Annotated in this window: 26 protein-coding genes and 1 tRNA gene; 8 read left to right on the top strand and 19 right to left on the bottom strand. The window is 60.8% G+C overall.

The window, feature by feature from the left end; all coding sequences use genetic code 11:
• Window positions 1–101: 101 nt before the first annotated feature.
• The 5 genes from CAF63_RS10015 to CAF63_RS09995 form a co-directional block, all read right to left on the bottom strand.
• Window positions 102–1,043 (bottom strand): ribose-phosphate pyrophosphokinase, encoded by a 942-nt coding sequence (locus CAF63_RS10015; RefSeq protein WP_003171603.1) that lies wholly within the window; start codon window positions 1,041–1,043, stop codon window positions 102–104.
• A 47-nt stretch (window positions 1,044–1,090) separates the two neighbouring features.
• Window positions 1,091–1,165: transfer RNA gene (locus CAF63_RS10010), tRNA-Gln, on the bottom strand.
• Window positions 1,166–1,202: 37 nt separating this feature from the next.
• Window positions 1,203–2,054, bottom strand: coding sequence for a 4-(cytidine 5'-diphospho)-2-C-methyl-D-erythritol kinase (gene ispE, locus CAF63_RS10005; RefSeq protein WP_085684815.1), 852 nt, complete (start codon window positions 2,052–2,054; stop codon window positions 1,203–1,205).
• 3 nt (window positions 2,055–2,057) lie between these two features.
• Window positions 2,058–2,675: a lipoprotein insertase outer membrane protein LolB gene (lolB, locus tag CAF63_RS10000; protein ID WP_085684813.1), complete on the bottom strand. Its 618-nt coding sequence runs from the start codon at window positions 2,673–2,675 to the stop codon at window positions 2,058–2,060.
• Between the two features lie 3 nt (window positions 2,676–2,678).
• Window positions 2,679–4,403: a tetratricopeptide repeat protein gene (locus tag CAF63_RS09995; protein WP_085684811.1), complete on the bottom strand. Its 1,725-nt coding sequence runs from the start codon at window positions 4,401–4,403 to the stop codon at window positions 2,679–2,681.
• 182 nt (window positions 4,404–4,585) lie between these two features.
• On the opposite strand from CAF63_RS09995, the gene hemA reads away from it, so the two are divergent.
• From hemA to CAF63_RS09965, 6 genes are all read left to right on the top strand, one after another.
• Window positions 4,586–5,872 (top strand): glutamyl-tRNA reductase, encoded by a 1,287-nt coding sequence (gene hemA / locus CAF63_RS09990; RefSeq protein ID WP_085684809.1) that lies wholly within the window; start codon window positions 4,586–4,588, stop codon window positions 5,870–5,872.
• On the top strand, window positions 5,869–6,951 hold the full coding sequence (prfA, locus tag CAF63_RS09985; protein ID WP_085684807.1) for a peptide chain release factor 1: 1,083 nt from the start codon (window positions 5,869–5,871) through the stop codon (window positions 6,949–6,951). Before hemA ends, prfA begins: the two co-directional genes overlap by 4 nt.
• Window positions 6,952–7,782, top strand: coding sequence for a peptide chain release factor N(5)-glutamine methyltransferase (prmC, locus tag CAF63_RS09980; protein ID WP_085684805.1), 831 nt, complete (start codon window positions 6,952–6,954; stop codon window positions 7,780–7,782).
• Window positions 7,776–8,531, top strand: coding sequence for a molybdopterin-synthase adenylyltransferase MoeB (locus CAF63_RS09975; protein ID WP_085684803.1), 756 nt, complete (start codon window positions 7,776–7,778; stop codon window positions 8,529–8,531). The genes prmC and CAF63_RS09975 overlap by 7 nt, the downstream gene beginning before the upstream one ends.
• Window positions 8,524–9,315 carry a glutamate racemase gene (gene murI / locus CAF63_RS09970; protein WP_085684801.1) on the top strand — a complete coding sequence of 264 codons (792 nt, stop codon included), beginning with the start codon at window positions 8,524–8,526 and terminating at the stop codon, window positions 9,313–9,315. The genes CAF63_RS09975 and murI overlap by 8 nt, the downstream gene beginning before the upstream one ends.
• A gap of 110 nt (window positions 9,316–9,425) precedes the next feature.
• Window positions 9,426–9,944: an acyloxyacyl hydrolase gene (locus CAF63_RS09965; protein WP_085684799.1), complete on the top strand. Its 519-nt coding sequence runs from the start codon at window positions 9,426–9,428 to the stop codon at window positions 9,942–9,944.
• A 132-nt stretch (window positions 9,945–10,076) separates the two neighbouring features.
• Here the strand turns inward: CAF63_RS09965 and CAF63_RS09960 are convergent, their stop codons facing one another.
• The 12 genes from CAF63_RS09960 to CAF63_RS09905 form a co-directional block, all read right to left on the bottom strand.
• The gene (locus CAF63_RS09960; RefSeq protein WP_085684797.1) at window positions 10,077–10,382 is read right to left on the bottom strand and encodes a YkgJ family cysteine cluster protein; all 306 of its coding nucleotides are present in this window, start codon (window positions 10,380–10,382) and stop codon (window positions 10,077–10,079) included.
• Between the two features lie 53 nt (window positions 10,383–10,435).
• Window positions 10,436–10,927 (bottom strand): DUF2878 domain-containing protein, encoded by a 492-nt coding sequence (locus CAF63_RS09955; protein ID WP_085684795.1) that lies wholly within the window; start codon window positions 10,925–10,927, stop codon window positions 10,436–10,438.
• Window positions 10,920–12,191 (bottom strand): cyclopropane-fatty-acyl-phospholipid synthase family protein, encoded by a 1,272-nt coding sequence (locus CAF63_RS09950; RefSeq protein WP_085684793.1) that lies wholly within the window; start codon window positions 12,189–12,191, stop codon window positions 10,920–10,922. Before CAF63_RS09950 ends, CAF63_RS09955 begins: the two co-directional genes overlap by 8 nt.
• A complete protein-coding gene (locus CAF63_RS09945) occupies window positions 12,188–12,994 on the bottom strand; it encodes a DUF1365 domain-containing protein (RefSeq protein WP_085684791.1) in 807 nt (268 codons plus the stop codon). Before CAF63_RS09945 ends, CAF63_RS09950 begins: the two co-directional genes overlap by 4 nt.
• Entirely contained in the window at window positions 12,991–14,238 is a 1,248-nt protein-coding gene (locus CAF63_RS09940; RefSeq protein ID WP_085684789.1) for an NAD(P)/FAD-dependent oxidoreductase, read from the bottom strand. Before CAF63_RS09940 ends, CAF63_RS09945 begins: the two co-directional genes overlap by 4 nt.
• On the bottom strand, window positions 14,235–15,017 hold the full coding sequence (locus CAF63_RS09935; protein WP_085684788.1) for an SDR family oxidoreductase: 783 nt from the start codon (window positions 15,015–15,017) through the stop codon (window positions 14,235–14,237). Before CAF63_RS09935 ends, CAF63_RS09940 begins: the two co-directional genes overlap by 4 nt.
• The gene (locus CAF63_RS09930) at window positions 15,014–15,436 is read right to left on the bottom strand and encodes a nuclear transport factor 2 family protein (protein ID WP_085684785.1); all 423 of its coding nucleotides are present in this window, start codon (window positions 15,434–15,436) and stop codon (window positions 15,014–15,016) included. Before CAF63_RS09930 ends, CAF63_RS09935 begins: the two co-directional genes overlap by 4 nt.
• Window positions 15,429–16,874, bottom strand: coding sequence for a deoxyribodipyrimidine photo-lyase (gene phrB / locus CAF63_RS09925; protein ID WP_143492439.1), 1,446 nt, complete (start codon window positions 16,872–16,874; stop codon window positions 15,429–15,431). Before phrB ends, CAF63_RS09930 begins: the two co-directional genes overlap by 8 nt.
• 20 nt (window positions 16,875–16,894) lie before the next feature.
• Window positions 16,895–17,836, bottom strand: a complete 942-nt coding sequence (locus tag CAF63_RS09920; protein ID WP_085684781.1) for a MerR family transcriptional regulator — start codon at window positions 17,834–17,836, stop codon at window positions 16,895–16,897.
• Entirely contained in the window at window positions 17,836–18,798 is a 963-nt protein-coding gene (locus tag CAF63_RS09915) for a DUF523 and DUF1722 domain-containing protein (RefSeq protein ID WP_085684779.1), read from the bottom strand. The genes CAF63_RS09920 and CAF63_RS09915 overlap by 1 nt, the downstream gene beginning before the upstream one ends.
• Window positions 18,799–18,908: 110 nt before the next feature.
• A complete protein-coding gene (locus CAF63_RS09910) occupies window positions 18,909–19,124 on the bottom strand; it encodes a TIGR02450 family Trp-rich protein (RefSeq protein ID WP_085684777.1) in 216 nt (71 codons plus the stop codon).
• Window positions 19,121–20,107, bottom strand: coding sequence for an NAD(P)/FAD-dependent oxidoreductase (locus tag CAF63_RS09905; RefSeq protein WP_085684775.1), 987 nt, complete (start codon window positions 20,105–20,107; stop codon window positions 19,121–19,123). The genes CAF63_RS09910 and CAF63_RS09905 overlap by 4 nt, the downstream gene beginning before the upstream one ends.
• Window positions 20,108–20,304: 197 nt before the next feature.
• Here CAF63_RS09905 and CAF63_RS09900 point away from each other — a divergent pair, with 197 nt between their 5' ends.
• Window positions 20,305–21,207: a TIGR01777 family oxidoreductase gene (locus CAF63_RS09900; protein WP_085684773.1), complete on the top strand. Its 903-nt coding sequence runs from the start codon at window positions 20,305–20,307 to the stop codon at window positions 21,205–21,207.
• Between the two features lie 13 nt (window positions 21,208–21,220).
• Window positions 21,221–22,246, top strand: a complete 1,026-nt coding sequence (hemH, locus tag CAF63_RS09895) for a ferrochelatase (RefSeq protein ID WP_085684770.1) — start codon at window positions 21,221–21,223, stop codon at window positions 22,244–22,246.
• A 174-nt stretch (window positions 22,247–22,420) separates the two neighbouring features.
• Here the strand turns inward: hemH and CAF63_RS09890 are convergent, their stop codons facing one another.
• Window positions 22,421–23,695, bottom strand: coding sequence for a uracil-xanthine permease family protein (locus tag CAF63_RS09890; RefSeq protein WP_085684768.1), 1,275 nt, complete (start codon window positions 23,693–23,695; stop codon window positions 22,421–22,423).
• Window positions 23,696–23,697: 2 nt separating this feature from the next.
• Window positions 23,698–24,336: a uracil phosphoribosyltransferase gene (upp, locus tag CAF63_RS09885; protein ID WP_085684766.1), complete on the bottom strand. Its 639-nt coding sequence runs from the start codon at window positions 24,334–24,336 to the stop codon at window positions 23,698–23,700.
• Between the last annotated feature and the right edge of the window lie 118 nt (window positions 24,337–24,454).

Raw genomic sequence — 24,454 nt, 5'->3', positions numbered from 1 at the left:
ACCAGCGCCGAACACGGTATGGGCAAAAAAGCCCCGCCCCGGCAGGAATGCCGGGGCGGGGCGCTTTTCGTCAACGAGACATTTCGAGAAGGGCAGGGCCCTTAACGGAACATCGCGCTGATCGATTCTTCATTGCTGATGCGGCGAACCGCTTCGGCAACAACCGGTGCGATATCCAGTTGACGGATACGTGCACAGGCTTGTGCTGCAGCGGACAGCGGGATGGTGTTAGTGACCACCAGCTCGTCCAGCACGGAATTTTCGATATTCTCGATGGCCCGACCCGACAGCACAGGGTGTGTGCAGTAGGCAAAGACCTTGGCTGCGCCATGCTCTTTCAGGGCCTTGGCCGCGTGGCACAGAGTGCCGGCGGTATCGACCATGTCATCGACCAGGATGCAGGTACGCCCTTCGACATCACCGATGATATGCATCACTTCAGAGTGATTGGCTTTCTCACGGCGTTTGTCGATGATCCCGAGATCCACGCCCAGGGACTTGGCAACGGCACGTGCACGCACGACGCCACCAATGTCCGGGGACACGATCATCAGGTTCTCGAAGCGCTGATCTTCGATGTCATCCACCAGAACAGGGGAGCCGTAGATGTTATCTACCGGAATATCGAAGAAACCCTGAATCTGGTCAGCATGCAGATCAACCGTGAGAACACGGTCGATGCCGACTACGGTGAGCATGTCAGCAACGACTTTCGCGCTGATAGCCACACGTGCGGAACGCGGACGGCGATCCTGACGGGCATAACCAAAATAAGGAATAACAGCAGTGATACGAGTAGCCGAGGAGCGGCGGAAGGCATCAGCCATCACTACCAGTTCCATCAGGTTATCGTTGGTCGGAGCGCAAGTCGGCTGAATAATGAAGACGTCTTTACCACGAACGTTTTCATTGATCTCGGCTGTAATTTCGCCGTCGGAGAATTTACCGACAGAGATGTCACCGAGAGGGATATGCAGCTGACGTACGACACGCCGAGCCAGATCGGGGTTAGCGTTCCCCGTAAAGACCATCATCTTGGACACGCGCAGTACCTGAAGGCTGAGGGTATACCTGGATGAGTATAGGAAAATGGCAGGGGCGGCTGGATTCGAACCAACGCATGGCAGGATCAAAACCTGCTGCCTTACCGCTTGGCGACGCCCCTGTATCTGTTGCTTTCAAGTGCCGGGCACTTGATTCCTTTAGAGCAGACTTTGCAGCTTGCGATGCAACATCGAAACGTTGCTTCCTTTTGCTACAAACCCTGTAAGGGTCTCTGTCAGAAGGGCCGAGACTTTATCAGCTTCAGCTTTGCTTGGGAAGCCCCCAAACACACAACTTCCAGTTCCGGTAAGTTTTGCTTCGGTAAAATTACCTAACAAATTCAATGCGTTACGTACTTCTGGATAACGCCTCGATACCACCGGCAAGCAGTCATTTCGACTGTTTCCCTCGGGAACGGGGCGCACTTTAATGGGCGGCGTGTTACGTGTCAACAATGGATCTGAAAAAATTTCTGCCGTACTAACAGAGACTTGCGGAACGAGTACGACATACCACGGTTCGGCGGGCTCGACCGGGGTCAGTTTCTCGCCGACCCCTTCGGCGAAAGCCGCATGGCCCCGCACGAACACCGGCACGTCGGCGCCGAGCGTCAGACCCAGTGCCGCCAGCCGGTCTTCATTCCAGCCCAGTTGCCACAAGTGATTGAGGCCGAGCAGTGTGGTGGCCGCGTTCGAGCTGCCGCCACCGATGCCGCCGCCCATTGGCAGGATCTTGTCGATCCAGATGTCGATGCCAAGGGCGCAACCGGATTGCTCTTGCAGTTTTTTCGCCGCACGCACGATCAGGTTGCTGTCGTGGGGCACGCCGTCGAATTCGGTGTGCAGGCGAATCACGCCGTCGTCCCGCACAGCGAAGGTGATTTCGTCGCCGTAGTCGAGGAACTGAAAAAGCGTCTGCAACTCGTGATAACCGTCTTCACGGCGACCGAGAATGTGCAGCATCAGATTGAGTTTGGCTGGCGATGGCAGCGTCAGGCGTGGAGCGGTCATGCGTTATTGCCCCAATTTGCGCGGTTGCCAGGTCTTGATGACCAGCGTTACGTCCAGATCGCTGCCGTGCAGCTTGATCCGATCGGGCAGCCAGTAACCGTTCTGTTCGGCATAGCTGAGGTATTCGACCTGCCAGCCATCCTGATCCAGATTGGCCAGTCGACTGTTGCCGTCCAGGGTCAGACGGCTTTTGCTGTCGGGGGCCGGGAGACCGCGGACCCACCAGGCCAGATGCGAGACCGGCAATTTCCAGCCCAGTTGCTCTTCGACCAGCGCTTCCGGAGTCGGTGCTTCATAACGGCCCTGATTCGCCACTTCCAGCGACACCGCGCCCGGGCGGCCGGTCAGTCGCGCGGCGCCACGCCCCAACGGGCCAGACAGGCGGATGTCGTAGTAATCCTGACGTTGCAGCCAGAACAGCGTGCCGCTGCCCGAGTCTTTCGGGGCGCGGATACCGATCTTGCCGTCGATCTGCCAGCCGTCGAGGCCGGTCAGTTGCTGTTTGTGCTCGCGCCATTGGCCCGGATTACCGTGGCCTTCGACCGACTCACGGGCGCCGAAACCCGCGCAACCGGCGAGCAGGGCGATGAAGCTGAAAACGATGACGTGGCGCAAAAACATGAGTTAAAGAGTCTCGGATCCGGTCAGGCGCTTGATGGTGCTGCGCAGGATGGTGCTGTCAGGCTGGTCCTTGAGGAACTTGCCCCAGATTTGTTTGGCTTCGCGCTGATTTCCTTTGGCCCAGAGGACTTCGCCCAGGTGCGCGGCGACTTCGTGATCGGGGAAGCGCTCAAGGGCCTGACGCAGGTATTTCTCGGCGTCATCCAGATTGCCCATGCGAAAGTTCACCCAGCCAAGGCTGTCGAGAACCGCCGGGTCTTCCGGGTTGATCTGGTGCGCTTGCTCGATCAGTGCCTTGGCTTCAGCGTAGCGGGTGGTGCGGTCGGACAGAGTGTAGCCGAGGGCATTGAGGGCCATGGCGTTGTCCGGGTCGCGTTTGATGATCAGGCGCAGGTCTTTTTCCATCTGCGCCAGGTCATTGCGTTTTTCCGCCTGCATTGCGCGGGTGTAAAGCAGGTTCAGATCGTCCGGATACTGCAGCAAGGCTTGTTGCAGGACTTTCCAGGCCTTGTCGCCCTGATTGTTGGCGGACAGGGTTTCGGCTTCGATCAGGTACAGCTGGATCGCGTAATCCGGTTGTTCGTCACGCTCGGCAGCCAGTTTGCTCTGGGCTTCGGCGGTCTTGCCGTTGTTCATCAGAATATCGGCCTGACGCAGTTGCGCCGGCAGATAGTCGTTGCCGGGGCCGACCTGGGCGTACTCGATGAGCGCGCCTTGCGGATCATTGCGTTCCTCGGCGATGCGGCCCAGGTTCAGGTGCGCCGAATCGACATGGCTTTCCCGGGCGATCAGGTCTTCCAGATAACCCTTGGCCTCGTCCCAGGCCTTGGCTTCCAGGCAGACCAACGCCAGCGAATAACGCAGCTCGTCGTCTTCCGGGTATTGCTGAACCAGGGTGGAGAACTCGACCTTGGCGTCGTCCATCCGGTCCTGTTCTACCAGCATCCGCGCGTAAGTCAGGCGCAGACGCTTGTCGTCCGGGTATTTCTTGATGCTTTTCTGCAACAGCGGCAAGGCTTCGTCGCCACGGTTGAGCCCTTGCAGCAGGCGTGCACGCAGCAGAATCGGGGCGATCTCGCCGTCTTCCGGCGGATTGTCTTCGAGCAGGGTCAGCGCACCTTTGGTGTCGCCGTCTTGCTGCATCAGCAGGGCCTTGCCGAAAATCAGCTGATTGTTGTTCGGGTGACGCTGCAACAGGCGGTCGAAACTTTTCATCAGGCCGTTGCGGGTTTCCTGATCGGTGTCGGCGGCCGACAGCGCGAGGAAGTCGAAATGGGTGTCGCCCTTGCCCTGCAGGACTTTCTCCATGTAGACCATCGAGTCGTCATAACGCCCGGCGCGGGCCAGTTGCACGGCAGCGGCGCGTTGCGCTTCGAGGTCGTCCGGGGCGTTTTTCGCCCAGATCAGCGCGGTATCGAGGGCTGGCTGATCGGCGCCCAGGTACTCGGCAATGCGGAACGCACGCTCGGAAACGCCCGGATCCTGGGTGTTGATGGCCTGGGTCACGTAGTTATCCAGGGCAATGTCGAAACGATTGCGCTGACCGGCGAGTTCGGCGCTCAGCAGGCTGAATACCGTTTCCTGGCTGAACGAGCTGTAAACCTTGGGCTTTTCAGGGGCCGGCGTGGTGTCTTCGACCGGTGAGGCACCGTCCTGCGAAACGGGGGCCAAGGCCTGGCAGCCGCTGAGGAAGACAAAAGCGAGGAGCAACGCGGAAGATCTATTCATATAGGAAGAGGACGACTAACCTGCGGTCGGATCATCATGACACAAGCCTTCGGCCAAACATAACCGAGTCTCGATTGTGGCCATTATAGGGGCCGACAATTGGGACAATAGTCAGCGGTAGTTGTTCTGAATCTGACGAAGTAGGACAATTGCCGGCTTCACGTCACCATCAGCGACCTTGAATGGCCTTCCTTGCACTCGGTATCAACCACAAGACTGCTTCAGTAGACGTCCGCGAGCGCGTGGCCTTTACCCCTGAGCAGCTGGTGGAGGCCTTGCAGCAGCTCTGCCGACTCACCGACAGCCGCGAAGCTGCGATCCTCTCCACCTGCAATCGCAGTGAGCTGTATATAGAACAGGATCAGCTTTCGGCCGATATCGTGCTGCGCTGGCTGGCCGACTATCACCATTTAAGCCTCGATGAGCTGCGCGCGAGTGCTTATGTGCATGAAGATGATGCGGCAGTTCGTCACATGATGCGCGTCGCCTCCGGGCTCGACTCGCTGGTGCTGGGCGAACCGCAGATTCTCGGCCAGATGAAATCGGCCTACGCCGTGGCCCGCGAGGCCGGCACCATCGGGCCGCTGCTCGGGCGACTGTTCCAGGCGACCTTCAATGCCGCCAAGCAAGTACGCACCGACACCGCCATCGGCGAAAACCCGGTGTCCGTCGCGTTTGCCGCCGTCAGCCTGGCCAAACAGATTTTCAGCGACCTGCAGCGCAGCCAGGCCCTGCTGATCGGCGCCGGCGAGACCATCACCCTGGTCGCCCGCCATCTGCATGAACTGGGCGTCAAGCGCATCGTGGTTGCCAACCGGACGCTGGAGCGCGCCAGCCTGCTGGCCGAGCAGTTCGGTGCCCACGCGGTGTTGCTCTCGGACATCCCGGCCGAACTGGTGCGCAGCGACATCGTTATCAGTTCTACCGCCAGTCAGTTGCCGATCCTCGGTAAAGGCGCTGTGGAAAGCGCGCTGAAGCTGCGCAAGCACAAGCCGATCTTCATGGTCGACATCGCCGTTCCCCGTGACATCGAGCCAGAAGTCGGCGAGCTCGACGACGTTTACCTCTATAGCGTCGACGATCTGCACGAAGTGGTCGCCGAAAACCTCAAGAGCCGTCAGGGTGCAGCCCAGGCCGCCGAAGAGATGGTTTCGGTCGGTGCCGACGACTTCATGGTGCGTCTGCGCGAGCTGGCAGCGGTCGATGTGCTCAAGGCCTATCGTCAACAGAGCGAACGCCTGCGCGACGAGGAGCTGCAAAAGGCTCTGCGCCTGCTGGCCAATGGCGGCAACGCCGAAGACGTGCTCGGGCAATTGGCCCGTGGCCTGACCAACAAACTCCTGCACGCCCCGAGTGTACAGTTGAAAAGGCTTTCTGCCGAAGGCCGCCTCGATGCGCTGGCCATGGCTCAGGAACTCTTTGCCCTCGAGGGCTCACCGGATAGCTTTTCGGATAAAAAACCGCAATGAAAGCGTCACTGCTCAATAAGCTGGACATCCTCCAGGACCGTTTCGAGGAACTGACCGCGCTGCTCGGCGACGCCGAAGTCATTTCCGACCAGACCAAATTTCGCGCCTATTCCAAGGAATACGCCGAACTTGAGCCGGTGGTACAAGGCTATAAAAAGCTGCTCAGCGTACAAAGCGATCTCGAAGGCGCGCAGGCGCTGCTCAAGGACAGCGACCCGGACATGCGCGAAATGGCTGTGGAAGAAGTCCGCGAAGCCAAGGAATTGCTGATCACGCTGGAATCCGACCTGCAGCGCATGTTGCTGCCCAAGGATCCCAACGACGGGCGCAACGTGTTCCTCGAAATTCGCGCCGGCACCGGCGGCGACGAGGCGGCGATCTTCTCCGGCGACCTGTTCCGCATGTACTCGCGTTACGCCGAACGCCGTGGCTGGCGGGTGGAGATCCTTTCGGAAAACGAAGGCGAACACGGTGGCTATAAAGAAGTCATCGCCCGCATCGAAGGCGACAACGTTTATGGCAAGCTGAAATTCGAATCCGGCGCGCACCGCGTACAGCGTGTACCCGCCACCGAATCCCAGGGCCGTATCCACACTTCGGCCTGCACCGTGGCGGTATTGCCCGAGCCGGACGAGCGTGAAGCCATCGAGATCAACCCGGCGGATTTGCGCGTCGACACGTACCGCTCCTCCGGGGCCGGGGGTCAGCACGTCAACACCACCGATTCGGCGATCCGTATTACGCACATACCGACCGGCACCGTTGTCGAGTGCCAGGAAGAACGTTCCCAGCACAAGAACCGTGCCCGTGCGATGGCCTGGCTGTCGGCCAAGCTCAACGACCAGCAGACGGCTGCAGCGGCCAACGCCATCGCCAGCGAACGTAAATTGCTGGTGGGTTCCGGTGACCGCTCCGAGCGTATCCGCACTTATAACTTTGCCCAGGGCCGGGTCACCGACCATCGCGTCAACCTGACCCTGTATTCCCTCGATGAAATCCTCGCCGGTGGCGTCGAAGCGGTAATCGAGCCGTTGCTGGCCGAATACCAGGCCGACCAGCTCGCAGCGATAGGTGAGTAAATGACCATCATCGCCAGCCTGTTGCGCGCCGCCGAACTGCCGGACTCGCCCACCGCGCGTCTGGACGCCGAATTGCTTCTGGCCGCCGCGCTGGGCAAGTCGCGCAGTTTTCTCCACACCTGGCCCGAGCGCATCGTGCCCAGCGAGGCCGCACTGGTCTTCGCCGAGTACCTGCAACGCCGTCGCAGCGGCGAGCCGGTGGCTTACATTCTGGGCCAGCAGGGTTTCTGGAAGCTGGATCTGGAAGTCGCGCCGCACACGCTGATCCCGCGCCCGGACACCGAGCTGCTGGTGGAAGCCGCACTGGAATTGCTGCCGGCAACCCCGGCCAAAGTTCTCGACCTCGGCACCGGCAGCGGGGCGATTGCCCTGGCTCTGGCCAGCGAACGCCCGGCGTGGAAGGTCACCGCCGTAGATCGCGTGCTGGAAGCCGTGGCCCTGGCCGAGCGCAATCGCCAGCGCCTGCACCTGAACAACGCCACGGTGCTGAGCAGTCACTGGTTCAGCGCCCTCGAAGGCAAACGTTTCGAGTTGATCATCAGCAATCCGCCATACATCCGCGCCGCCGATCCGCATCTGGTGGAAGGCGATGTGCGCTTCGAGCCGGCAAGCGCCTTGGTGGCCGGCGTCGACGGGCTCGACGACCTGCGCCTGATCATCGCCCAGGCGCCGGCGCATCTGGAGGCCGGTGGCTGGCTGATGCTCGAACACGGCTATGATCAAGCCGAAGCCGTGCGCGATCTGCTGCTGACGCAAGGTTTCGAAGAAGTCCACAGCCGCACCGATCTGGGCGGCCATCAACGGATCAGCCTGGGGCGCCTGCCGTGCTGAATGATCAGGAGTTGTTGCGCTACAGTCGGCAGATCCTGCTGCAACACATCGACATCGATGGCCAGTTGAAGCTCAAGGACAGCCGGGTATTGATCGTCGGCCTCGGTGGTCTCGGTGCGCCGGTGGCCTTGTATCTGGCGGCGGCGGGTGTCGGTGAACTGCATTTGGCAGATTTCGACACGGTCGACCTGACCAACCTGCAACGCCAGATCATCCACGATACCGACAGCGTCGGCATGACCAAGGTCGACTCGGCGCTCAAGCGCCTGAGCGCGATCAACCCTGAAATCCGACTGGTGCCCCATCGTCAGGCGCTGGACGAGGATTCTCTCGCCGCAGCGGTGGCAGCGGTGGATCTGGTGCTCGACTGCTCGGACAATTTCTCCACCCGCGAAGCGGTCAACGCCGCGTGTGTGACTGCGCGTAAACCGCTGGTCAGCGGCGCGGCGATCCGCCTCGAAGGGCAACTCTCGGTGTTCGACCCGCGTCGCGCCGAGAGCCCTTGCTATCACTGCCTTTACGGCCACGGCAGCGAAGCCGAACTGACTTGCAGCGAAGCCGGCGTGGTCGGGCCGCTGGTGGGTCTGGTTGGCAGCCTGCAAGCGCTGGAAGCCTTGAAGTTGCTGGCGGGGTTTGGCGAGCCACTGGTGGGGCGTCTGCTTTTAATCGATGCATTGGGCTCACGATTCCGTGAGCTGCGAGTCAAGCGCGATCCCGGTTGCAGCGTCTGTGGTTCGCAGCATGCGTGAAGCGCCGATCGGCGTCTTCGATTCCGGCGTCGGCGGTCTGTCGGTGCTGGCGGAAATCCAGCATCTGCTACCGAATGAATCGCTGCTGTACCTCGGCGATTGCGGCCACATTCCTTATGGCGAGAAAACCCCGGAATTCATCCGCCAGCGTTGCAGCGTTATGGCTGGTTTTTTCCGCGAGCAGGGTGCCAAGGCGCTGGTGATCGCTTGTAACACCGCGACCGTGGCCGGCGTCGCCGATCTGCGCCGTGACTTTCCAGAGTGGCCGATTGTCGGCATGGAACCGGCGGTCAAGCCGGCCGCCGCTGCGACCCGCAGCGGTGTCGTTGGAGTGCTCGCCACAACCGGCACTTTGCAGAGCGCCAAATTTGCCGCTTTGCTCGATCGCTTCGCCACGGATGTGCGAGTGATTACTCAACCGTGTCCCGGGCTGGTCGAACTCATCGAAAGCGGTGATCTGCACAGCGCACAATTGCGTCTGCTACTGCAGCATTACGTCGACCCCCTGTTGGGGGCCGGTTGCGACACGATCATCCTCGGATGCACCCATTACCCGTTTCTCAAGCCGATGCTCAAGACGATGCTCCCTGACGACATCAGTCTGATCGACACCGGCGCCGCCGTGGCGCGGCAACTTAAGCGCCTGCTGGCCGAGCGGAGTCTGTTGGCTGACGGCCCGAATCGTCCCGTGCAGTTCTGGACCAGTGCCGACCCGCGATCGTTGAAAAACATCCTGCCGATGCTGGGACAGACGCCTGGCGATGTGCAAAGCTTCGGTTTGTAAAAAAAATGTGAAATAACCTAAAAATAAGCTGAACTTCTTTTTAAGCGCAGATTTCTATAGCGTCAGGCAACAAGAAAACCAAACGATCGTTCCGGAAAAGGAAGTTTCAAGTGAAGCGACTATTCTGCTTGGCCGCAATTGCGGCTGCACTGATGGGGCACAGTTTTACCGCACAAGCCGCAGGCGTTGAATTCGGGGTGGGGGCCACCAGTGATTCGACGATGACCTATCGCCTGGGGATGAATTTCGACTGGGACAAAAGCTGGCTGCAAAGCGATGTCGGTCGCCTGACCGGCTACTGGAGCGGCGCCTACACCTATTGGGAAGGTGACAAGACCTCCAGCAATAACAGCCTGTCGTTCTCGCCGGTGTTTGTTTACGAGTTTGCCGGTCAGTCGGTCAAACCGTATGTCGAGGCGGGCATCGGCGTGGCGCTGTTCTCCAACACCGAATACGAAGACAACAAGCTCGGCGGTTCCTTCCAGTTCGAAGACCGCCTTGGTTTCGGCCTGCGCTTCAATGGCGGGCATGAAGTCGGGATCCGTGCGACGCACTATTCCAACGCCGGCCTGAGCAGCGACAACGATGGGGTCGAAAGCTACTCGCTGCATTACACGATGCCGTTGTAAAACGGCTTCATGTGAAAAATGTGGGAGCGAGCCTGCTCGCGATTGCGATTTAACATTCAATACTTGTGTTGACTGGTTATCCGCTATCGCGAGCAGGCTCGCTCCCACAATTGTTTTGTGATGACTGAATTGTCAGCGATACGCCGTGGCAATCCCCTGGCGTTCTTCGATGCATTCCGGGGCGCCCATTTCGAATTCGCGGCAAATCAACGGACGCTTCTCGTAGATCGTGCACATCATCGTGTCGCGATCCAGCGCCGCACACCAGCCGTCGTCCAGACGCAGCATCACCTCACCACCCCAATCGTCGGTATCGATAAAACGCTCGGGCACGCCGGTGTCGGTGATCAGCATCACTTCAAGCTGGCAACAGCAGGCGGCGCAGGTCGAACACGTGACCACGGGGTCGGCGATTTGCCGATGGGGAATGGTTTTCATGGGCGCCAGTGTACGGCAGAGCGCAAAGAGCGTGTGAAAGGCCTGACAGACGTTTAGTGGTCCAGGCGCCTGGACAGGTAATGCAGCAGTGGAAACAGCATTGCCCACAGCAAGGCGATGCCGATCAAGGTCGGCGACTCTCCGAGCGGAAAATGCACGGCGGCCAGTCGTTCACCCGCGCCATACGACAGCGCGCCACCCGCTGCGCCGAGCAGGCTCGCCAGCCACCACGGTCGGGCACTCCATTGCAGGCAATGGCGCAATGTTGTGGCGAACAAGGCCCACAGCAACATTAGCCAGAACGGGATCAGTGGTGACAGATCCTTGAACTCGAAAACCCCCATGCCGCGCAACACGCTGTCCACCGCCGTGCCGATGATCACCACGCTGAGAATCAATCGACCTTCCTGCGCCCAGCTGCTGATCCAGCGCAGATGAATCACCAGTACTGCCAGTGCCAGCAACAACCACAAACTGTTACCGCCGAGCACGCAGGCCAGCCAGCCAATCTGGAAAAGAACCGCATTGACCAACCGCTCAAGCATCGAACCGGCCCAGCAATGGCGCAGTCATCGCTGCCGGTTTGGCCAGCAACAGTTGCGCGGTGCCGATGGTGCGTTCGAGGAATCCGCCCTCGCAATAACACAAGTAAAACTCCCACAGCCTGAGGAAGTAATCGTCATAGCCCAATTCGGTCAGACGCCCCTGAGCATGCCGAAAGTTCTCGTGCCAAAGGCGCAGAGTGCGGGCGTAGTGCAGGCCGAAATCCTCCATGTGCAACAGGTTCATGTCGGTATCGCGGCTGACGATCTCGAGCATTTTCTGCACGCAGGGCAGGGCGCCGCCGGGGAAAATGTAACGCTGGATGAAGTCCACGTTACGGCGCGCCTGCTCGTAGCGCTGTTCGCGGATAGTGATCGCTTGCAGCAGCATCAGGCCGTTGCTCTTGAGCAGGTGTGCGCACTGTTTGAAGTAAGTCGGCAGGAAGCGGTGGCCGACCGCTTCGATCATCTCGATCGACACCAGTTTGTCGTACTGGCCGGTGAGGTCGCGGTAGTCCTCGAGCAACAGCGTCACCTGATTCTGCAAGCCGAGGCGTTCGATACGCGCGGCAGTGAAAGCGAACTGCTCCTTCGACAGCGTGGTGGTGGTGACTTTGCAGCCGTAACGCTGCGCAGCGTATAGCGCCATGCTGCCCCAGCCGGTGCCGATTTCCAGCAGATGGTCGTCGGGCTTGAGCGCAAGCTTCTGGCAGATCCGCTCCAGTTTGTTCAGTTGCGCCTGCTCCAGGCTGTCGTCCGGGCGGAGAAACTGCGCGGCCGAGTACATCATGGTCGGGTCGAGAAACTGCTCGAACAGGTCATTGCCGAGGTCGTAATGCGCGGCGATGTTTTTCTGCGAGCCCTTGCGCGTATTGCGATTGAGCCAGTGCAGCCCGCGCACCAGCGGACGACTGAGCCGGGCCAGGCCACCTTCCATTGCGTCGAGCACTTCAAGGTTGCTGACGAAGACCCGCACCACCGCCGTCAGATCCGGCGAGCGCCAGTAACCATGAATAAAAGCTTCACCGGCACCGATCGAACCATTGCCGGCGACCAGCCCCCAGGCAGCCTGATCCATAACCTGAATTTCCCCCACCAAAGCGCTGCCCGGCGTGCCGAAGACGTGGCGTTCACCGTTCTCGATGACGATCAGTTGGCCCTGTTTGAGCTGCTCCAGCTGGCGCAGTACTCCCCGGCGCAGCAGCGAGCCGCTCAGACCGTGGGGGCTGAGCAGGCTGGCTTTGGCCGAGACGCTAGTGGATTTCATGGTGGCGTTCCTCGGGGCGGTACGGTGGCGGTTCGAAAGCGGTCGTCGGCGCGCTGGTGCACAAACACCGGTGTGCGCTTGAGCAACAGACGCAGCGCCTGCCAATAGATGGCGAGCGCGGTCTTGGCGGTCATCCAGGGAAAACGCCACAGGTGCCGGTGCAAGTGGCGTCGATCAAGGGGGGCGCGTCGCAGGTCGAGAGTGGCGTCGAACAGTTTTTGCTCGCCTTGCCAGTCGGCCATGTGCACACCCAGGACCTGCGCGGCAGGGCTGAAGCTCATGCGGTACTCCAGGTCCGGCGGCAGGAACGGCGACACATGAAACGCCTTGGCCACGGCAAAGTGCTGGTGGAAATCCTGCAGGTTGGTCGGCGCTTGGGCCGGCAGCACGTAGTGAAAACGCTCGCGCCACGGGGTGTTGCTGACTTCGCAGAGAATCGCCGCCAGTTGGCCGTCGGCTTCGTGGCAATAGAAAAAGCTCACCGGGTTGAACGACAGGCCCCAACTGCGCGGCTGGGTCAGCAGGCAGATCGAACCTTGCGGCGCGTGGCCCAGGGCTTCGCCCACCAACTGGCGCACCGCATCGCTCAGGCGCACGCCGCGGCCGGTGAAGGTTTTCAGGTAGTCGGTTTCGCGAAATGAAAACGGCGCAAAGCGGCTGGAGCCCGCCAGTCGGGACAGGCCCAGCACCGCTTCCTGTTCAGCCAGATCGAGGTACAGCATGCCGATCCGGTAACGGAATTCATGACGGCGCGGGGCAAATCGCCGATGGGCGATCCAGCCGCTGTAGAGCGCGCTGTTCACAGGCTTTCCCCGAAGGATGCGGCCACGCGCAAAGCGCTGACCACGCCATCCTCATGAAAACCGTTGGCCCAATAGGCGCCGCAATAATGCGTATGCTGCGCGCCGTCGAGTTCGGCCCAGCGCTGCTGCGCCGCCACCGCCGCGAGGCTGAATTGCGGGTGGGCGTAGGTGAAGCGCGCGAGCACTTTGGACGGGCTGATCCCGGCGCTCTGGTTGAGGCTGACGCAGAACGTGGTGTCGCTCTGGATGCCTTGCAGGATGTTCATGTCGTAGGTCACGGCGGCCTGGGTATGACCGGCGCCGCCCAGGCGATAATTCCAGCTGGCCCAGGCCCGTTTGCGCGCGGGCAGCAGGCGGGTGTCGGTGTGCAGCACCACTTCGTTTTCGGCGTAGGGCAGGGCGCCGAGGATTTCCCGTTCTTTAACGTCAGGATTTCCCAGCAGTCGCAACGCCTGATCGCTGTGACAGGCCAGCACCACTTTGTCGAAACGTTCGATGCCGGCGGGGCTGTGGATAACCACGCCGTGCGCGTCGCGATCAATCCGGCCCACCGGGCAGTTCAGGCGGATGCGCTCCTTGAACGACGCGGTCAGCGGAGCGATGTAGGCACTGGAGCCGCCCTCGATCACCTGCCACTGCGGCCGATTGCTGATCGATAGCAACCCGTGGTTCTCGAAAAAGCGCACGAAGAACTGCAACGGAAAATTGAGCATTTCGGCCATCGGCATCGACCAGATCGCCGCGCCCATCGGCACGATGTAATGCAGGATGAAACGCTCGCCGTAAGCGCCAGCCTTGAGGTAATCATCGAGTGTGGTGTCGGCGGTTATCCGCTGTTCGGCGAGGTCGCGCCGGGCTTCTTTATTGAACCGCAGGATGTCGCGCAACATGCCCCAGAATCCGGGGGACAGCAGATTGCTGCGTTGGGCGAACAGGCTGTTCAGATTGTTGCCGTTGTATTCCAGGCCGGTGTCCGGATCGTTGACCGAAAAACTCATCTCGGTGGGCTTGAACGCCACCCCCAACTGGCCGAGCAAACGAATGAAGTTCGGATACGTCCAGCCGTTGAACACGATAAAACCGGTGTCCACCGCGTATTCGCGCCCGTCCACGGTCACAGGCACGGTGTGCGTGTGGCCGCCGATCCGGGCATCGGCTTCAAACACCGTAATGTCATGCCGACGAGCGAGCAGATAGGCACAGGTCAAACCGGCGATGCCGCTGCCGACAATGGCGATCTTCATGTTGCGTCCTTGAGCGGAGGGTTGCTGCGCACCATGCGTTTGCCAATCGCCAGTTGTACCCGCGCAGGCATTTTCGACAGTGGCCACAGAACCGCCATGAACAGTGCCGGAAAGGCGATTTCCAGCGGTCGATCTTTCAGCTTGGCGAAGATGTGCCGTGCAGCTTTATCCACAGGCCAACTGAGAGGCATCGGGAAATCATTTTTGGCGGTCAGCGGTGTCTCTACAAAACCGGGGCTGATCACGGTCACTTCAATGCCTTCGTCCGCCAGGTCGATACGCAGGGATTCGAACAGATAGCGAAGCCCGGCCTTCGATGCGCCATAGGCTTCGGCGCGGGGCAGCGGCACATAGGTCACCGAGCTGGCCATGCCCACCAGATGCGGTGCCGTGCCTTTGCGCAACAAGGGCAGGGCGGCTTCGATGCAATAGCTGCTGGCGAGCAGGTTGGTGCGTACTACGTGTTCGATGATCGACGCGTCGAATTGACGGGCGTCGACGTATTCGCAGGTGCCCGCGTTGAGGATTACCGTATCGAGCGATCCCCAGTCCGCTGCGATCTGTTCGCCGATTTCGCGCACGGTCTGACTGTTGGTCAGATCGCCGGGCACCACCAGTACCTGTCCCGGATAACGTTGCGACAGCACTTTGAGCGGTGCGACCTGGCGGGAACTGACCGCCAGATGTGCACCGGTCTTGAGGATTTCTTCTGCCAATGCCGCACCGATGCCACTGCTAGCACCGGTCAGCCAATAACGCCGTGGAGCTGTACGACTCATCCCAATCTCCTTTTCAGCCAGGCAATCACTCGGCCCAATACGGGTAAATGTTCATAAAGCAGCGCTCCGGCATCGAAGTAATCCCGGTGGCGGTAAACCTTGTCGCTCCAGAGCAGGTGCGAGCAGCCGGCGACGCGGATCAGTTGCCCACCGCTCAGACGCGGGTGGCGGTAGCTCATGACCCAGCGCAGATAGCCTTCGCCGTCGCTGATCTGGTCGAAGCCGTGGAAATCGAAGCGCAGTTCGTTGACGTTGGCGTACAACTCACTGAAGTAAGCGCGCAGGTTTGTCAGCCCCTGCACTTCGTGTAGCGGATCGGTGAAATGAATGTCCTCGCTGTACAGCTTGTCCAGGGTGCGCAAGTTGTCTTTGTCCAACTGTGCGAACCGCAGGGCGAAACCGCGCAGAAATTCACTCATCGCTCACTCCTTGAGATGCGCGTGACGGTAGGTTCTTGAACGCTGTCAGCGCCCGTTCCCGTGATGCGCTCAGATTGACGATTGGCGCGGGATAGTCCGCCACGCCGAACAGCCCGCCGGCACTGGCCGGGTTGTGGACTTCTTCCTTGTCCAGGCCGGCCAGTTCCGGCAACCAGTGCTTGATGAACAGGCCTTCGCTGTCGAATTTTTCCGACTGGCTGACCGGGTTGAAAATACGGAAGTACGGCGCCGAATCGGTGCCGGTCGAGGAACTCCACTGCCAGCCGCCGTTGTTGGCCGCCAGGTCGCCGTCGATCAGGTGGCGCATGAAGAAACGCTCGCCTTCGCGCCAGTCGATCAACAGGTTTTTGGTCAGAAACATCGCCACCACCATCCGCAGCCGGTTATGCATCCAGCCGGTTTCCAGCAGTTGGCGCATCGCCGCATCAATGATCGGCAAACCAGTGCGAGCTTCCTGCCAGGCAGCCAGCTCCTCTGGGGCATCGCGCCAGGCCAAGGCTTCGGTTTCCGGGCGGAAGGCGCGATGCCGTGAAACCCGTGGGTAACCGACGAGGATGTGTTTGTAGAACTCGCGCCACAGCAGTTCGTTGATCCAGGTGACAGCCCCGACCTTGCCGCTTTCGAATTCGCCCTGATTGCTTTGCAGGGCAGCGTGCAGGCACTGGCGCGGCGAGATCACACCCGCGGCCAGATAAGGCGAGAGCTGGCTGGTGCCGGGTTTGGCCGGGAAGTCACGTTCGCTCTTGTAATAGTCGATCTGTGCATCGGCGAACGTGTCGAGGCGGCGCCGCGCCTCAGCTTCACCGGCGGGCCACAGGGCGCGCAGGGATTCGCCGGGAGTCGGGAATCCTTCGATGGCTTCTGGAAGGGGGTCGCTGGCGATGTTCAGCGCTGACTGTTTGCCCGGCGCCTGTTTCAGCGAAGGCATCGAACGGTGCAGGTGCTCGTAGCAGACTTTGCGGAACTGACTGAACACCTGAAAGTAAGTGCCGGTGCGGGTCAGCACGCTGCCGGGCTTGAACAGCAATTGGTCGAGGTAGCTATGGAACGTTATGCCTTCGGCTTGCAGCGCCTTGGCAACGGCTGCATCGCGACGGCTTTCGTTGATGCCGTATTCCTCGTTGACGTGCACTGCCTCGATCTTCAGTTGCCGGCACAGTTCGAGCAGCACGGCGGGTGCTTGATCCCAGTGAGGCGCAGTGCGGATCAAGAGCGGGATGTTCAGGTCGCCAAGGCTTTTGCTCAACTCGCGCAGATTGCGCAGCCAGAAATCGATCTTGCACGGCGCGTCGTCATGTTCCTGCCATTGCTGCGGGCTCAACAGGTACACGGCCACGGTCGGGCCACGCTCGGCGGCGGCCGCGAGGGCGGTGTTGTCGTGTTGGCGCAGGTCGCTGCGCAGCCAGATCAATTGCATGTCGGTCTCGGTCTGAATCATTAAATCAACCCACGCTGAACGAGTGCCCGATGCGCCGAAAGAGGATCTTCGGCCAGCAGCAGATCTGCGATTTCGGAAGTTCTGGCGGACAACTCGGCGTGGTGAATGCACACCGTTGGTCCGGCAATCAGTTTCGGGCAGCTGATGCCATTCAACAGTTTCGGCAGTTGGGCAAGGTTCAGGGCTTTGCTGGAATACAGCAGTACGCCACGGGCTTGCAGGGTATCGGTTGCCAATGCCAGTTCGCCGGCCGGCAGCGGCCAGTCGAGTACTTGTACCGGGCAATCGGCGCTGCTGATGAGCCAGGCGCAGAGCCACAGATGCGGCTCCAGCGCCAGGTCCGATTGATTGACCAGCAGCAGCGGCGCAGTGCGCAACTGACGATTGTTATGGTAGATGCGTGCGCCGAATTTGCTGCGCAACCAGGCAAAGAAGAACACGCGCTCCATCTGCGCGCCGAACTGGTCCTGCCAGCGCTGTTCGAGATCGTTCAGCAGTGGCAGCAGCAATTGCTCGCAGAGTGTGCGCGGCGGATACAACGCCATCGCCTGATTGATGCTGTCGTCGAGGCTGCGCTCGTTCAGGTGAGTGACCGCCAGCAGGGCGGCCTGGCGCAACGGATGCCATTCATCCTCCACCGGTTCGTTGAATGCCTGCGCCGTGTCGAGTAACGGTTTGACCTGGCTGACCGCAACGCCGCGGTTGAGCCATGTGAGAATGTTCTGGATGCGTTGCACATGTTCGGCGCTGTAAAGACGATGGCCCTTGGGCGTGCGCTGCGGCACGATCAGCCCGTAGCGCCGTTCCCAGGCGCGCAGGGTGACGGCATTCACGCCGGTCTGGCGCGCGACTTCGCGGATCGGCAGCCAGCCTTCGTCGAGGGCTTTCTTGAAGTCGGCGCCGAGGTCTTCCCGGGCGCTGGTGTCGGGGGTGTCGTTCATCAAATGGCGTTTCGCAGGCTGAGGTTTTCCGGATGCGGTTGCAGGTACACCTGCTGCGCAATGTAGGGGGCCGGGTGGAGGCGAAAGTGATGCTTGAGCAGCGTCAGCGGCACTACCAGCGGCACGATGCCGTGCCGGTACTGGCCGATGACGTGCTGCACTTCCTGTTTGTCTTCGGGGGTGATGACTTGTTTCAGGTAGCCACTGATGTGCTGCAAGACATTGCTGTGGGTGCGGCGGGTGGCGCATTTCTTGAGCGCCGCCATAAGTTCACTGAAATAGCGTGGGCCCAGTTCGATCGGGTCGGTCCGGCCCATGTTGCCCAACAGATTGCCCAGCGCCTTGTATTGCACCGGGTTGTGGGCCATCAGCAGGTATTTGTAGCGCGAGTGAAAGTCGGTGAGGGCGCGGCGGCTCAAGCCTTGCTTCAGCACTTGCTGCCATTCGCGGTAGGCGAGTACGCGGGTGATGAAATTTTCCCGCAGCACCGGATCGTTGAGACGCCCGGCTTCTTCCACCGGCAGGTCCGGGTGCTGCGCACAGAACGCGTCGGCGTAAATGCCGCGCCCGCCACCATTCACCGGTGCGCCGTTGGCGTGGTAGACCTTGACCCGCTCCAGTCCGCAGGATGGCGATTGCTGCATGAAGATGTAGCCGCAGATGTCACTGAGCTCCCCGGCCATTTTCTCGCCGTAAGCAGCCAGTGGCTGAGTGACATTGATCGCTGGATTGACGGTGCCGACCGCTTCAGGCCGGGCGGGGTCGCCCACCAGCCGGATCGGCTCGCGAGGAATTCCCAGGCCGATCGCTACTTCAGGACATACCGGAACGAATTCAAAATGCTCGGCCAGGGTGCGGCTGCACAACCGCGACTCCTTGTGGCCACCGTTGTAGCGAACTTCGGCCCCCATCAGGCAGGCGCTGATGGCGATTTTTGGCAGGGACGTCGATGAGTCGGACATGCAGCAACCTCGAATCTGAACCTGTACAGACGAGTAAATCTGTACAACATTCTTCAAGCATAGATTCAAAGGTGTACAAGTCAAATGGTTTGTACAAGTTTATGCGATGTTCAGCACCAGCCCATTTTCCAGCGTGAATCATCTTGCAGAGCATGCCAGTCGCATTGCTCGGTACGCCGGGTCAGCACTGCTTGCAACTCGATTTCCAGGACCGTGCCGTCCTCATCGCGGAACAGTTCGGTGACCAGAAAATGCTTTTCACGGTTTTGCGGGTGGGCTGCTGTCCATTTCGACAGCAGCAATTTGCGCGGGTTGATGCGGTTCACTGCAGGTGTTCGTGCAAGCGTCTTGCAGCCTCCTGACCGCTGAGCCACGCCCCTTCGACCCTTCCTGACAGGCACCAGTCGCCACAGGCGTACAGGCCCAGATCGGCGTCGGCCAGGGTGCCCCATTCATGACTGCTGGCCGGCCGGGCATACAGCCAACGGTGGGCAAGGCTGAAGGTCGGGGCCGGCATGGCGCTGTGCAGTAATTCGGCGAACGCGCCGTGCAACTGTTCGATCACCGCTTCCTTGGGCAGGTCAATATGCTGCCGGCTCCAGGTGCTGGTGGCGTGCAGGACCCAGGTGTCGCACGTGGTGTCGCGTCCCGGTTTGCTGCGGTTGCGGGCCAGCCAGTCGAGGGCGCTGTCCTGCACGAAACAGCCTTCGATCGGCGTATCCAGCGGCGTGTCGAAGGCGAGGGCGACGGCCCAGGTCGGGTCCATTTTCACCCCGGCGGCGGCGCCGGCGAGTTTCGGCGCGGCGGCCAGCAAAGCAGTGGCCTGAGGCGCCGGCGTGGCGATCACCACGTGGCTGAACGGCCCGTGGGTGAAGCCTTCGGCGTCTTGCAGGTGCCAGTGCTCTTCACCGCGATAGACCTCGGTGATCCGGCAGGCGAAGTGCACTTCCAGTCCGCCGAGCAGGCCACGGGTGATGGCGCTCATGCGTGGCGTGCCGACCCAGCGGGTCTGTTCGTCCGGCGACAGGTTCAATTGCCCGCCATGAAAGGTGTAGAGCTGCGGTGCCCATTCGGCGACCCAGCCCTTGCTTTGCCAGCGCTGGACTTCGGTCACGAAGCGTCGGTCACGGGCGGTGAAATATTGCGCGCCCATGTCCAGCGAGCCGGCGTCGCTGCGTTTGCTCGACATGCGCCCGCCGCTGCCGCGGCTTTTATCGAACAACTGAACGGTATGCCCGGCATCCGTCAGGGCCTGGGCGGCGGAGAGTCCGGCGATGCCGGTGCCAATGATTGCGATAGGTACAGTCATAGGGGCCTCGTTTACCTTTCTGTACAGACTACGCCGTGGATGAAACCTGTACAATTTTGTTTTTTGGTATAACTTCCAGCGTTCTCGTTCTGACAGCTTGGCCTATGGTTAAACAATAGAGCCTGCCCGATAGAAAAGATCCCTGTTTATAAAAATAGACTAGTGATCGGGGTAAAACGCCACGCGAGGAAGAAGTCATGCACATATTGCTGACCGGCGGTACTGGATTGATCGGACGCCAGCTTTGCCGGCACTGGTCCGGGCAGGGGCATCGCCTGACGGTCTGGAGTCGTCGTCCGGAAAAAGTCGCGAACATCTGTGGCGCCCAGGTGTGTGGCATTGCGCGTCTGGAGGACCTTGGCGACGAGCCGGTCGACGTGATCGTCAACCTTGCCGGCGCGCCAATTGCCGACCGGCCGTGGACCCATCGACGCAAGGCGCTGTTGTGGAGCAGCCGGATCACGCTGACCGAATCGTTGCTGGCGTGGCTGGAACATCGCGGGCAGAAACCGTCGCTGCTGATCTCGGGTTCGGCCGTGGGTTGGTACGGTGACGGCGGCGAGCGTGAGTTGACCGAAGACTCACCGCCGGTGATCGACGATTTCGCCAGCCAGTTGTGCGTTGCCTGGGAGGAAACCGCGCAACGCGCCGAAGCGATGGATATTCGTGTGGTGCTGGTGCGCACCGGGCTGGTGCTGTCGGCCGAGGGCGGCTTTTTGTCGCGCCTGCTGCTGCCGTTCAAGCTCGGGCTGGGCGGGCCTTTGGGCAACGGTCGGCAGTGGATGCCGTGGATTCATATCGACGATCAAATCGCCTTGATTGATTTTCTTCTGCACCGCAATCAGGCGAGCGGTCCTTATAATGCGTGCGCGCCGAAACCGGTGCGCAATCGCGAATTCGCCAAGACGCTGGGCAGCGTGCTGCATCGCCCGGCGTTCATGCCGATGCCGGCCCTCGCCTTGAAGGTCGGGCTCGGTGAGATGTCATTGCTGTTGCTGGGTGGCCAACGCGCCACGCCAAAACGCTTGCTGGAAGCGGGATTCACTTTCCGGTTCACGGATTTACGCGCGGCCCTGGACGATCTTTCCAGCCGCCTCTGAAATAGGACGTTGCATGACCGATCACGCCTTGCTTCTGGTCAACCTGGGTTCGCCGGCCTCCACGTCGGTGGCCGACGTGCGCCGCTATCTCAATCAATTCCTGATGGATCCGTACGTGATCGACCTGCCGTGGCCGGTGCGGCGTCTGCTGGTGTCGCTGATCCTGATCAAGCGCCCGGAGCAGTCGGCCCATGCCTACGCCTCGATCTGGTGGGATGAAGGCTCGCCGCTGGTGGTGCTCAGTCGTCGCCTGCAGCAGCAGATGAAGGCGCAGTGGACTCACGGCCCGGTTGAGCTGGCCATGCGATACGGCGAGCCGTCGATTGAGACAAGTTTGATGAAGCTGGTCGCGGCGGGGCACAAACGCATCACCCTCGCGCCGCTTTATCCGCAGTTCGCCGACAGCACCACGACCACCGTGATAGAAGAAGCCAAGCGGGTGGTGCGTGAGAAGAAGCTCGATGTGCAGCTGTCGGTGTTGCAGCCATTCTACGATCATCCGGAATACCTCGACGCGTTGGTGGCTAGCACCAAGCCGCATTTGCAGCAGGATTACGATCACCTGTTGCTGAGCTTCCACGGTTTGCCGGAGCGGCATCTGACCAAGCTCGACCCGACCGGCAATCATTGCTTCAAAAATGAAGATTGCTGCAAGAACGCCTCGGCGGCCGTATTGGCGACCTGTTATCGTGCCCAATGCCTGCGCACAGCGGCGCTGTTCGCAGAACGCATGGGTTTGCCAGACGGTAAATGGTCGGTGTCATTTCAGTCGCGGCTGGGCCGGGCGAAGTGGATCGAGCCCTACACCGAAGCGCGGCTGGATGAGCTGGCCAAAAGTGGCGTGAAGAAGATTCTGGTGATGTGCCCGGCGTTTGTCGCCGATTGCATCGAGACCCTGGAAGAGATCGGCGATCGCGGCAAGGAGCAGTTCCGCGAGGCGGGGGGAGAAGAGTTGGTGCTGGTGCCGTGTCTGAATGACGACCCGCAATGGGCGAAGGCGTTGGCAACACTTTGTGAGCGGGCGCCACTGGCGCTCTAAAAGTGATGATCGTTCCCACGTCGAGGCGTTGATCGTTCCCACGCTCCGCGTGGGAATGCAGCCCGTGACGCTCCGCGTCACTGGACGCGGAGCGTCCCCAGAGGCATTCCCACGCAGAGCGTGGGAACGATCAGTGTGGGGGGATCCGCGCGGGAACGATCTTGATGCCAAGGCTTAGATCAGCGGCTCATCCGCCTTCTTCTGTTTCCAGCTGTCGTTGCCCGGCAGCAGCAGGTTCAGCGCAATCGCCACCACCGCGCACAGCGCGATGCCTTTGAGCCCGAAATCATCCGGACCGGTGCCGGTGCCGACCAGCACACCACCGATACCGAACACCAGGGTCACCGAAACGATCACCAGATTGCGCGCCTCGCCCAGGTCGATCTTGTGGCGGATCAGGGTGTTCATCCCCACCGCCGCGATCGAACCGAACAGCAGGCACAGAATCCCGCCCATCACCGGCACCGGAATGCTTTGCAGCAGGGCGCCGAACTTGCCGATGAACGCCAGGGCGATGGCGAAGATCGCTGCCCAGGTCATGATTTTCGGGTTGTAATTCTTGGTCAGCATCACCGCGCCAGTCACTTCCGCGTAGGTCGTGTTGGGCGGGCCGCCGAACAGGCCGGCAGCCGTGGTGGCGATGCCGTCACCGAGCAGGGTGCGATGCAGGCCCGGCTTCTTCAGGTAGTCGCGACCGGTCACGCTGCCGACCGCAATCACGCCGCCGATGTGCTCGATGGCCGGGGCCAGCGCCACCGGGACGATGAACAGGATCGCCTGCCAGTTGAACTCCGGAGCGGTAAAGGCTGGCAGGGCGAACCATGGTGCTGCGGCAATCTTCGCGGTGTCGACCACGCCGAAGTAGAAGGACAGGGCAAAGCCCACCAGCACCCCGGAAATAATCGGCACCAGACGGAAAATGCCTTTGCCGAACACCGCCACGATCAACGTGGTCAGCAGCGCCGGCATCGAGATCATCATGGCGGTCTGGTAATGGATCAGCTCCGAGCCGTCACCAGCCTTGCCCATCGCCATGTTCGCGGCAATCGGCGCCATGGCCAGGCCAATGGAGATGATCACCGGGCCAATTACGACTGGCGGCAGCAGACGGTCAATGAACCCGGTGCCTTTGATCTTCACGGCCAGGCCGAGGAAGGTGTAGACGAAACCGGCCGCCATCACGCCGCCCATGGTCGCCGCCAGGCCGAACTGGCCCTTGGCGAGAATGATCGGGGTGATGAAAGCGAAGCTCGACGCCAGGAACACCGGCACCTGACGCCCGGTGACGATCTGGAACAGAATCGTGCCTAAACCTGCGGTAAACAGTGCCACGTTCGGGTCCAGGCCCGTGATCAGTGGCATCAGCACCAGGGCGCCGAAAGCCACGAACAGCATCTGTGCGCCGGACAGCACCGTGCGCCAGAGCGGATCGTTAAACTCTTGCTGCATGCTTACGCGTCCTTCTGCTTGGTGCCGAAGATCTTGTCACCGGCATCGCCAAGCCCAGGAATGATGTAACCGTGCTCGTTGAGTTTCTGATCGATGGACGCGGTGTAGATGATCACGTCCGGATGAGCTTTCTCGACAGCGGCAATGCCTTCCGGCGCGGCAACCAGCACCATTGCGCGGATGTCCTTGCAACCGGCCTTCTTCAGCAGGTCGATGGTCGCGACCATGGAGCTGCCGGTGGCGAGCATCGGGTCGATGATCATCGCCAGGCGTTCGTCGATTTCCGGAACCAGTTTTTCCAGATAGGTGTGGGCCTGCAGGGTTTCTTCGTTACGGGCAACGCCGACGGCGCTGACTTTGGCGCCCGGGATCAGGCTCAGCACGCCTTCGAGCATGCCGATGCCGGCACGCAGGATCGGCACGACGGTAATCTTCTTGCCGGCGATTTTCTCGACCGGCACGGTGCCGCACCAACCTTCGATATCGTAGGTTTCCAGCGGCAGGTCTTTGGTCGCTTCATAGGTCAACAGGGCACCGACTTCCTGAGCGAGCTCGCGGAAATTCTTGGTGCTGATGTCTGCACGGCGCATAAGGCCAAGTTTGTGACGGATCAGCGGATGGCGGATCTCTTGGATGGACATGGGGAAAGGCTCCGGCGGCGGGCAAAAAAACCGGCCTAGATTAATCTATCCGAGGGTGATGTCCTATAGGACATACAGTACGTTAGTCCACAAATGCTTGATTCGGCCCCGGTTGATG

This window comes from Pseudomonas sp. B20(2017) (genome assembly GCF_002113125.1).
In the GTDB taxonomy this organism is placed as follows: Bacteria; Pseudomonadota; Gammaproteobacteria; order Pseudomonadales; family Pseudomonadaceae; genus Aquipseudomonas.
The sequence above is the reverse complement of the archived record's forward strand: the minus strand, read 5'-3'. Positions and strand labels throughout refer to the sequence as shown.